Here is a 10,033-nt window from a genome sequence, read left to right as displayed (position 1 = left end):
GGCTGCTGCCCACCACCCGGACCAGCGCGTTCACCCCTCCGGCCGCCGCCGTCTTGGCCGGTTCGACGTGCTCGACGGCCATCGTGCCGAGCGCGGCGTACCCGAGCCCGATCCCGAGACCGAGCACCGCCGCGGCGCCGTACAGGTCGGATCCCGCCCTTGAGAGCACCAGCCACAGCGCCGCGGCCGTCACCAGCACGGAGCCGCAGGCGACCAGCGCGGAGGCGGTGAAGCGGCGCATCAGCGGCCCGGCCAGCACCGACACCGCGAGCATCAGCACCGTCGTCGGCAGCAGGTACAGCCCGACCTGCAGCACCGAGGCCCCGAGCGTGCCCTGCGCGACCGCCGACAGCGTCGTGATGGCCGCGAACAGGGCGAACCCCAGCAGGAACGACGCCACCGTCGCCCCCGCCGTCCCCCTGTGCAGCAGCATCGGGATCTCGATCAGCGGCGCCGCCGTGCGCCGGGCGGTCAGCACCCACACCGCCGCCACCGCCGCGGCGGCACAGAGCAGGCCCAGCGTCAGCGGCGATGTCCAGCCCCAGGCGCCGCCCTTGCTGACGGCGAGCAGCAGGCACACCAGCCACACCGACACCAGCGCCGCCCCCGCCAGGTCGGGACGCCCGGCGGCGCGGGAGGGTCTCGGCTCGCGCACGACCGCGGCCACCAGCGCGAAGCTCAGCGCGCCGAGCCCGGTCAGCGTCCAGAACACGGCACGGTAATCGCCGTCCAGCAGCCCCGCGAGGATCATGCCGCCGCCGCTGCCCACACCGATGGTCGCGCTGAGCACCCCGATCGCCGTGGGCAGGCGATGGCCCGGCAGCCCCTGCCTGGCCAGGCCCATGGCCAGCGGGAGCAGCGGCGCCGCCGCACCCTGGAGCACCCGCCCGACGATGATCGGGGCGAGCGCGGTGGACAGCGCGCTGAGCGCCGAGCCGGCGACGAGCAGGGCGAGCGCCGCCAGCGACACCCGGCGGCGGCCGTACATGTCGCCGAGGCTCGACAGCAGCGGGATCGCGACCGCGCCCGACAGCAGGCCGGCGGTGAGCGTCCAGGAGACGGAGGTGAGCGGCGCGCCGAGCTGCCGTTGCAGCAGCGGCAGCAGCGGGACGACCACGGTCATCTGCAGGGTCCCGACGGCCACGGCGAACGCCAGCACCCCCACGGCCGCCCAGCCGGAAGAGTTTTTATACATGTATAGAAAGTAACATGGCAGCATGCCGACGCGTACAGGAAGGCCGCCCAGGATCTCCAGGGCGGAGATCGTGACCGCCGCCCAGCGGGTCATCGAGCAGGACGGCGTGAGCGGCCTGACCATGCGCAGGCTGGCCAGGGAGGTCGGCAGCACGCCGATGGCGCTCTACCATCACGTGCGCGACAAGGAAGGGCTCCTGCTGCTGCTCCTCGACGACTACGCGGCCGGGATCCCCCGGCCCGAGCTGCCGGAGGAGCCGGGGGAGTGCCTGGTGGCCGCCGCGCTGGCCATGCGCGAGGCGCTGTCCGGGTGCCCGTGGGTCGTGGACGTCCTCAGGGCCGACGACCTGCTGTCGGTGGGCGCGCTGTGGTATCCGGAGAAGATCATCGACGCCGCCGTACGCGCCGGGCTGACGATCGAGGCGGCCGTGGACGCGTACCGGATCGTCTGGCACTACACGGCGGGCGAGATCGGCGGCCGCGCGGCGGCGGGGAAGCGGCGGGCGGAGGGTGGCCCCACCTATCGGGAGCGGGTGTTCGCCGAGCTGGACGCGGAGGAGTTCCCGCGGCTCGCCACCGTGGGCGCGCGGTGGGTCGAGCTGACCGCGCGCGACACCTACGAGCACGGCCTGCGGGCGCTGGCGACCGGCCTGCTGCCGTAGCGCGGGGGCGCCTGCGCCGCTCCGGGTCCGGCAACCTGCCCGTTAAACCAGTGGCCGTGGCGCGCGGTCCGTGAAACGGTCGGGTTCTGATGATCCGGTGGACCGAGGCGGGGCGGGAGTGTTCGGCGGTCTGGCGTTCGGCGCTGGGCGTGCCGCCGCCGGAGCGCGTGACGGTCGCGGACGACCGGCTGCCCGCCGCCACCGCCTATCGGCTGGCCTGCGAGGGCACCGCGCTGCTGTGGCGCGGCGACTTCCAGAACGCCCGTCAGCTCCTGCGGGCCATGGGCCGCCGCTGCAAGCCCGCCGCGACCGGGGCCGGGTTCCACGGCCACCGCCAGGCGCAGGCGCAGCGGGCGCGCACGCTGGGCATGCTGCTCATCCCCTACGCGGCCGGCCACGTGGTGGCGTTACGCAGGGCGCCGGACGTGCGGGAGGCGTGCGCCGAGGTCCACGGGCCGCAGGCCCCCGCGGCGGTGGGCCCGCTGCGCGAGCTGCTCGGCCTGATCGGCGCGCACGAGTGGCGCACGAAAGGCGTGCACGTGCCCGCGCTCGGCGCCCGCATCCACCCGCACCACGGCGTGTTCTCCCCGGTCAGGGGCGAATACGTCGATCTGGTCGCGCAGGCGCCGCTGCCCGGCGAGCGGCTGGCCTTCGACATCGGCACGGGCACCGGGGTGCTGGCCGCGGTCCTGGCCAGGCGGGGCGTCCGGCACGTCGTGGCGACCGACCTGGACCAGCGGGCGGTGGACTGCGCCGGGGCCAACGTCGCCCGCCTGGGCCTGGACGGGCAGGTGGAGATCGTGCGGACCGACCTGTTCCCGCCCGGCCGCGCGCCGCTCGTCGTCTGCAACCCGCCGTGGCTGCCGGCCAAGCCGTTCACGCCGCTCGACCACGCCGTCTACGACCCGGGCGGGCGGATGCTGGGCGGGTTCCTGGGCGGGCTCGCCGAGCATCTGGAGCCGGACGGCGAGGGCTGGCTCATCCTGTCCGATCTGGCCGAGCATCTCGGCCTGCGCAGCCGGGACGAGCTGCTGACCGCGTTCGAGCGCGCGGGGCTGCGCGTCGCCGGCCGCATGGACATCGCGCCCCGGCACAACCGGCCGGGCGACGAGCGCGACCCGCTGCACGCCGCCAGGGCCGCCGAGGTGACCTCGCTGTGGCGGCTGACCCCCTGACGGGCGCGCGCGGGGCGGGGCTCAGGCGCTGAACGCGCGCCGGTAGGCCGACGGGGACGTGCGCATGGCACGGGTGAAGTGGTGGCGGAACGTCACCGGGCTCTCGAACCCGACCGCCGCCCCGATCTCCTCCACGGGCGCGCCGGTCGACTCCAGCATCGGCAGGCTGGCCGCCACCCGCTGCGAGATCACCCACCGCAGCGGGCTGGTGCCGGTCTGCCGCTTGAAGTGCCTGATGAACGACCGCTCCGACATGTGCGCCGCGCCGGCCAGGTCCGCCACGCTGATCGGCCCGGCCAGGTTGTCCAGCGCCCACGCCATGGCCCGGCCCACCGCGTCGTCGTCCTCCACCGGCGTGACCGCGGCCTGGATGAACTGCGCCTGACCGCCCTCCCGGTGCGGCGGGATGACCAGGCGGCGGGCGACGGCGTTGGCGACGTTCGGGCCGTGGTCGTTGCGTACGAGGTGGACCAGCAGGTCCAGCCCTGCGGCGCTGCCCGCGCTGGTCAGGACGTCGCCGCCGTCCACGTACAGGACCGAGGGGTTGACCTCGACGGCGGGGAAGCGCTCCTGGAGCAGCTCGGCGTACTTCCAGTGCGTCGTCGCCGCGCGGCCGTCGAGCAGGCCCGCCGCCGCCAGCGCGAACGCCCCCGAGCAGATCGAGACCATCCGCGCGCCGCGCGCGTGCGCCCGCCGCAGCGCCGACACGAGCTCGCCGGAGACGGGAGCGCGTACGTCGGCCACCCCGGGGACGATCACCGTGTCGGCCTCGGCCAGCACGTCGAGCCCGTGAGCCGCCTGCATGGAGAAGCCGCCCACGACCCTGAGCGGCTCCAGCGTCTCGGCGCACACCTTGAGTTCGTACCAGGGCACGTCCAGCTCGGGCCTGGGCAGCCCGAAGAGCTCGACGACGCAGCCGAGCTCGAACGGGGCCATGCCGTCGAACGCCAGCGCCGCGACCGTGTGGAGATCGGCAGGCGGGCGCGCGGGGAGCGGCAGGAGCATGCACGCATGTTAGCCGGGCCCTCTCAGCGGCAGGAGAGCTATATGCATATTTCGGGAGTACAGACCGTTTTGCCCGATAACCGCTACGAGCAAGCGGAGATCACTGAGGCGTTCTCCCGGCTGACCGACTGTGACGAAGAGCTGTTGCGGCACTTCCACGAGGCCACCGGGGTGGTGGGCCGCAACCTCGCCCTGCCGCTGGCCGACTACGCCAAACTCGACTCCTTCTCGCGGGCGAACGACGCCTACATCGAGCTCGCGCTGGAGCTGGGGGAGCAGGCGATGAGAGGCGCGCTCAAGAAGGCCGACGTGCGCCCGGAGAAGGTGGACCACCTGATGTTCTGCTCGACCACGGGCCTGGCCACGCCCTCGCTGGACGCGAAGCTGGCCCAGCGGATGGGGTTGCGGGCGGACGTCAAGCGGCTGCCGGTGTTCGGGCTCGGCTGCGCGGCCGGGGCGGCCGGATTGTCGCGCCTGCACGACTATTTGCGCGGCTGGCCCGACCACGTCGCCGTGCTGGTGTGCGTGGAGCTGTGCTCACTGACGATCCAGCGTGATGACACCTCGATCGCGAACCTGGTGGCCAGCGGCCTGTTCGGGGACGGTGCGGCGGCGGTCGTGGCGACCGGGCGCGGGCCCGGGCCGGAGGTCGTCGCCACCCGCAGCAGGCTCTATCCGGACACCGAGCACCTCATGGGATGGGAGGTGGGCGACCGGGGGTTCCGCATCGTGCTGGACGCGGATCTGACGGACTTCGTGGAGCGGGTGCTGGCCGCCGACATCAGGGCCTTCCTCGCCGACTACGGCCTCACCCCCGACCAGGTCGCCACCTGGATCTGCCATCCCGGCGGCCCGAAGGTCATCGACAAGATCGTGGAGACGCTCGGCCTGTCGCCCAAGGCACTCGACGTGACCTGGAGGTCACTGCGCGAATACGGCAACCTGTCGTCGGTCTCGGTGCTGAACGTGCTCCAGGAGACGCGCGGCCGGTCGGGCGCACCCGCCGTGCTCCTCGCCCTGGGGCCGGGCTTCTCCGCCGAGCTGCTCCTGCTGCACTGGTGAGCGCGTACGCGCTGCTGATCGGCCTGGTCGTGCTCGAACGGCTGGCCGAGCTCGTGGTGGCCCGCCGCAACCTGGCCTGGGCCAGGTCCAGGGGCGGCATCGAGTACGGCAGGCGGCACTACCCCTGGATCGTCCTGGCCCACGTGGCGCTCCTGATCGCGGCGCCCCTGGAGGTGTGGCTGCTCCACCGGCCCTTCCTCCCGGCGCTCGGCTGGCCCATGCTCGCCGTCGTCGTCCTGGCCCAGGGGCTGCGCTGGTGGTGCATCGGCACGCTCGGCCGGCGGTGGAACACCAGGGTCGTCGTGGTGCCGGGGATGCCGCTGGTGGACGGCGGGCCGTACCGGTGGCTGCGGCACCCGAACTACGTGGCGGTCGTCGCCGAGGGCCTCGCGCTTCCGCTCGTGCACACGGCCTGGCTGACCGCGCTGGCCTTCACGCTGGCCAACGCCCTGCTGCTGACCGTGCGCATACGCGTGGAGAACGCCGCGCTGGCAGGCTAGGGCGGCGCTCGCGTCCGAGGGCTCAGCGGGCGGGATCCGGCCGGGAGACCGTGATCTCCGCCAGCCCTTCGGGTCGTTTGCCCGGGTAGAGGCCGGTCAGCAGCGTGCTGACCGTGTAGAGATGCCAGGCGAGGGCGGGCTTGGCGGCCACCGGGCCGTCGAACAGGGCGCGTACCTCGTCGGGGCGCACGATGGGGGCGAGGGCGTCGAGACTGCCGAGCACCTGCTCGCGCAGCACGTCGGTGAGCGCAGGCCCGGGGCTGGTACGCCAGCTCCACCCGCCGCCCGTCTTCTCCGCCGCCAGATGGCCCGCCGGCGGCCGGGCCCGCCAGGGGAGCCGGCGCCTGGAGGGCAGGCTCGCGGCGAACCGCCATGGCTTCCCCTCGATCGCGACATCCCGTAACTCAGGGGCTAATCGCAAAATCAGCGTATAGATCACTTCTTCGGATAAGCGCCAGCCCTGGTCGAGGGCGAGCGCCGCCCGTACCACCCGGTTGTCCAGGAACGGCCGCACGGGATCGCCGCGCCGCAGCGCCCCCGCCCGGGCGCCGGCCTGCCAGCGCCCGACCTTGTACCAGACGTACATGTGGTCGAGCGCGGCCAGCCGGTCCGCACGGGCCAGCCACGGCCTGGCCAGCTCGCGGGCGTGCGCGTCGGCCTCGGGGGTGAACAGCTTGGCGTCCTTGCGGAACGTCGTCTCGATCCGCCGCCGCAGCGCCTCGTCGCCGAGGTCGGTCTGGAGGAGATTCAGGCTGCCCGCGCGCAGGGTCTCGCCGCTCTGCCCGGACATGGTCGGCCTGCCGGAGTAGGGGAGGTAGCTCACGATCGACTCGTACGCCGAGGTCATCCCCTCGCACGTGCGCAGCGTCTCCCAGGCCCGGCTCAGCGGATGCTCCACCAGCACCGCGTCCCGCCGGGCGGTCTGAGGGGGCGCGATGACCGTGTGCGGCACGTTCAGCCTGGCCGCGATCTCCCTGGCGATGACCACGTCGGGATGCGGGTCGAGCCCGTTCGTCGTCGCCCTGAACGGCACCCGCGCCGCGTGCAGCAGCGCCGCCAGCACGCGGGTGTCCCGGCCGCCGGTCAGCGCCAGGTTCACCGGCTCGCCCAGCTCGCGCAGCGGAGCGACGGTGGCCACCAGCGCCTCGGCCAGCTCGCCGATGGCCGCCCGCCTGCGCCGCGCCGACGCCGGCACGGGCGCCGCCTGCGGCAGCGGGGTCTCGGCGATCGTCCGCACGCCGCCCCGCACCGTGAGCCGGGCGCTGGGCCGCAGCGCGGAGACCCCCTGGTACGGCGTCTCGTCCGACAGGAAGAACCCCTGCCTGACCATCGTCTGGAGCGCCAGGACGTCGTGGTCGATCCGGTCCACCGGCTGGGCGATGAGGTGCACCAGCAGGGCGCGGCTGCCGACGATGTGCAGCTCGGGCGTCTCGGCGTAGAAGACGGGGCAGACCCGGTTGATCGCGGTGCTCGCGGTCAGCTCGCCGTCGCGCGCGATCCACGCGGAGAAGCACCCGCCCACGGAGTCGTCGGGCAGCTTGGCGACGTCGGCGGGGTCGGCCAGATGGCCGTTCACCCCGATGATCCGGCCGTCGTGCTCGGAGATCAGCGGCGGCCGGCGGGAGTCGTCCGGCTCGTTGGTCCAGCCGAACAGGGAAATGCCTCTGCCGTGCCATTCCCGCCCGCGAATCACATCGGGGGGCACGGGAAAAGCGATTTCGATAACGGTTCGGACCTTGTCAAGGACACGGGCGGGAATGTCCTGCCGCTTCGCGGCTACGCCCACATGGACCCGCACGGGTTCATGACTACATCAATTGCCTCAATTGTCACAAGTGATCACGTATCGATCGCGTTTTGCGCTCGCTTGCGTCACCGACCCGGCCATCCGAGATCGAGGTCCGTCGTACGGCTTGGAGCATATGGAGGTGGTTGCGATGAAATTTCGCCCCATGGTGGTCGGCGTCGGACTCGCTGCACTGCTGGCCCTTGCCGCGTGCGGTGGTGCCGGCAACTCGACGAGCGGGGAGCGCGCCCCCCAGCAGGCGAGCGGCAACGGAAAACCGGCGATGCCGACCGCTTCGCCGGCCCGGTCGCCGGCCCAGGAGGACCGCGAGGCCGACGAGCAGGACACGACCACGGCGCAGATCTCCACGTTCGCCCTCGACGTGGACACCGCCTCGTACGGCTACGCCCGCCGTACCCTCCAGGAGGGCCGCTGGCCCGCGCCCGGCGAGATCCGCCCGGAGGAGTGGGTCAACGCGTTCCGCCAGGACTACGCGCAGCCGCCGGACGACGGGTTCACCGTGCACGTGGACGGCGCGCGGCTGCCGTCGCGCGACGAGGCCGTGCTGCGGGTGGGCCTGCAGACGCGGGCGTCCGACGCCTCCGAGCGGCGGCCCGCGAACCTGACCTTCGTGGTCGACGTGTCCGGCTCGATGGCCGAGACGGGGCGGCTCGACCTGGTGAAGTCGGCCCTGCTGAAGCTGCTGGACCAGCTCGCGCCCGGCGACCAGGTTTCGATCGTGTCGTTCAGCGACCAGGCCACGGTGCTGGCCTCGATGACCCCGCTGACCGCCAGGAGCGAGCTGCAGAGCGCCGTGGAGCAGCTGAGCATCGCCGGGGGCACGAACCTGGAGGCCGGGCTCATCACCGGCTACCAGGAGGCGTCCAAGGCGTTCAGGCCCGCCGCCACGAACCGGGTCGTCCTGCTCTCGGACGGCCTGGCCAACCAGGGCAGCACCCAGTGGCAGGCCATCCTCGACCAGGCCAAGGAGTATGCGGGCAAGCAGGTCACGCTGCTCACCGTCGGCGTCGGCCGTGACTACGGGGACACCCTGATGGAGCAGCTCGCCGACAACGGCGACGGCCTGGCCGTGTACGTCAGCTCCGAGGAGGAGGCGGCCAAGATCTTCGCCACCCAGCTCCCCGCCACCATCGAGCTGCGGGCGCGCGACGCCAAGGCGCAGGTCGTCTTCAACCCGTCGGTCGTGGAGAGCTACCAGCTCATCGGCTACGAGAACCGGGCGCTGAGCACGGAGGAGTTCCGCGACGACAGCCGCGACGGCGGCGAGATCGGGCCGGGGCACTCCGTCACAGCGTTGTACTCCCTGCGGCTCAAAGCCGGTGCCAAGGGACAGCTCGCCCAGGCCACCGTGCGCTGGCAGGACCCCGACACCAGGGCGGCCTCCGAGTCGAGCGGGTCGCTGCAGGCGGACGACCTGACCCCGTCCCTGTGGGACAAGGCGCCGGTCAGGTTCCAGGTGGACGTGGTCGTGGCCGCGTTCGCCGTCTACCTGCGCGATCGCAAGGCGTTCGGCATGGACCTGCCGGAGCTCGGCGAGCAGGCCACCCGCCTGGCGGCGGTCTCCGAGGACCCGATGGTGTCGGAGCTGGCCACGCTCATCGACAAGGCCAGGTCCGTGGGCTGAAAGAGTCTCTGGCAAGGTTGACGGATGACCATCACCATCACGCCCCCTGCCCGGCTCGGGCGCACCCGGCTGCCCGGCGGCCGGTCGCTCGGCTGGGCCGAGTGGGGGCCGGCGGCGGGGACGCCGGTGGTGCTCTGCCCCGGGGCGGGCACGAGCCGGTGGCTGGGGTTCGGCGCCGGGGTCGTGGACGAGCTCGGCGTCCGGCTGATCTCGATCGACCGGCCGGGGCTCGGCGACTCGGACCCCGATCCCGGCCGCACGCTCTCCTCCTGGCCGGCCGACGTGGCCGCGCTCGGCCTGGGGGAGGTGCGCGTGGTGGGGTTCTCGCAAGGGGCGCCGTTCGCGCTGGCGTGCGCCTCCGCCGGGCTCGCGCGGCGGGCGGCGATCGTGTCGGGGGCCGACGAGGTGGCCTTTTTCGGCGAGGGGCTGCCGGATCGAGTGCGCGATCTCGTCGATTTCGTGGCGGCGGATCCGGCCGGGGCCGAGAAGTTCTTCGGCTCATTCACGCCGGACGCGCTCTGGGAAATGATCGTGCCGGGAAGCCCGGAAACAGATCGGTCCATTTACCGGCAGCCTGATTTCACGCGGGCCTATCGCCGGGCCATGGACGAGGCTTTCGCGCAGGGGCCGTCGGGTTATGCCAGGGACACCGTGCTGGCGATGGGGCGGTGGCCGTACGCGCTGGAGGAGGTCTCCGTGCCCGTCGATCTCTGGTACGGCGAAATGGACACCGGCCATTCGCCCGACCAGGGGGCGACCCTGGCCCGGCGCATTCCGGGGGCGCGCCGCCACCTCGTGCCGGGCGCCGGGGGAGCGGTGCTGTGGACGCACGCGGAGCCGATCCTGCGCGCCCTGCTCGGCTGAACGATGTGGTTCGGAGGTCGCGAAGTCGGCTAGACTCGTACACGCAACAAGGGGCTATGGCGCAGTTGGTAGCGCGCCTCCATGGCATGGAGGAGGTCTGGGGTTCGAATCCCCATAGCTCCACCCCTTCTCGTTAGGCT

At 72.8% G+C, this 10,033-nt stretch carries 9 protein-coding genes and 1 tRNA gene; 7 read left to right on the top strand and 3 right to left on the bottom strand.

Translation table 11 applies throughout. From position 1 onward, the window contains the following. A partial coding sequence (locus ETD85_RS35305; protein WP_138694155.1) for an MFS transporter occupies nt 1–1,195 on the bottom strand: 1,195 nt, incomplete at its 3' end. Nucleotides 1,196–1,217: 22 nt separating this feature from the next. Between ETD85_RS35305 and ETD85_RS35300 the strand changes: the two genes are divergently transcribed. Together ETD85_RS35300 and ETD85_RS35295 are read left to right on the top strand one after the other, a co-directional pair. Then, the gene (locus ETD85_RS35300; protein ID WP_138694154.1) at nt 1,218–1,856 is read left to right on the top strand and encodes a TetR/AcrR family transcriptional regulator; all 639 of its coding nucleotides are present in this window, start codon (nt 1,218–1,220) and stop codon (nt 1,854–1,856) included. A gap of 89 nt (nt 1,857–1,945) precedes the next feature. Next, entirely contained in the window at nt 1,946–3,031 is a 1,086-nt protein-coding gene (locus ETD85_RS35295; protein ID WP_138694153.1) for a methyltransferase, read from the top strand. Between the two features lie 21 nt (nt 3,032–3,052). On the opposite strand, the gene ETD85_RS35290 is transcribed toward ETD85_RS35295, so the two are convergent. Then, a complete protein-coding gene (locus tag ETD85_RS35290) occupies nt 3,053–4,036 on the bottom strand; it encodes a helix-turn-helix domain-containing protein (protein WP_138694152.1) in 984 nt (327 codons plus the stop codon). Nucleotides 4,037–4,042: 6 nt separating this feature from the next. Here ETD85_RS35290 and ETD85_RS35285 point away from each other — a divergent pair, with 6 nt between their 5' ends. Both ETD85_RS35285 and ETD85_RS35280 read left to right on the top strand, forming a co-directional pair. Further along, on the top strand, nt 4,043–5,098 hold the full coding sequence (locus ETD85_RS35285; protein ID WP_138694151.1) for a type III polyketide synthase: 1,056 nt from the start codon (nt 4,043–4,045) through the stop codon (nt 5,096–5,098). After that, complete coding sequence (locus ETD85_RS35280; protein ID WP_138694150.1) at nt 5,095–5,598, top strand: isoprenylcysteine carboxyl methyltransferase family protein; 504 nt, start codon at nt 5,095–5,097, stop codon at nt 5,596–5,598. Before ETD85_RS35285 ends, ETD85_RS35280 begins: the two co-directional genes overlap by 4 nt. Nucleotides 5,599–5,620: 22 nt before the next feature. Here the strand turns inward: ETD85_RS35280 and ETD85_RS35275 are convergent, their stop codons facing one another. Next, complete coding sequence (locus ETD85_RS35275) at nt 5,621–7,303, bottom strand: asparagine synthase-related protein (protein WP_240779633.1); 1,683 nt, start codon at nt 7,301–7,303, stop codon at nt 5,621–5,623. Between the two features lie 232 nt (nt 7,304–7,535). Between ETD85_RS35275 and ETD85_RS35270 the strand changes: the two genes are divergently transcribed. The 3 genes from ETD85_RS35270 to ETD85_RS35260 all read left to right on the top strand — a co-directional run bounded on the left by ETD85_RS35270 (nt 7,536) and on the right by ETD85_RS35260 (nt 10,016). Then, a complete protein-coding gene (locus ETD85_RS35270) occupies nt 7,536–9,029 on the top strand; it encodes a vWA domain-containing protein (RefSeq protein WP_240779632.1) in 1,494 nt (497 codons plus the stop codon). Between the two features lie 24 nt (nt 9,030–9,053). Beyond that, nucleotides 9,054–9,893 (top strand): alpha/beta fold hydrolase, encoded by an 840-nt coding sequence (locus ETD85_RS35265; protein WP_206058995.1) that lies wholly within the window; start codon nt 9,054–9,056, stop codon nt 9,891–9,893. 50 nt (nt 9,894–9,943) lie between these two features. Continuing rightward, nucleotides 9,944–10,016: transfer RNA gene (locus tag ETD85_RS35260), tRNA-Ala, on the top strand. Nucleotides 10,017–10,033: the final 17 nt, after the last annotated feature.

This window comes from Nonomuraea zeae (assembly GCF_005889725.1).
In the GTDB taxonomy this organism is placed as follows: domain Bacteria; phylum Actinomycetota; class Actinomycetes; order Streptosporangiales; family Streptosporangiaceae; genus Nonomuraea; species Nonomuraea zeae.
This window is presented reverse-complemented; position numbering and strand designations above follow the sequence as displayed.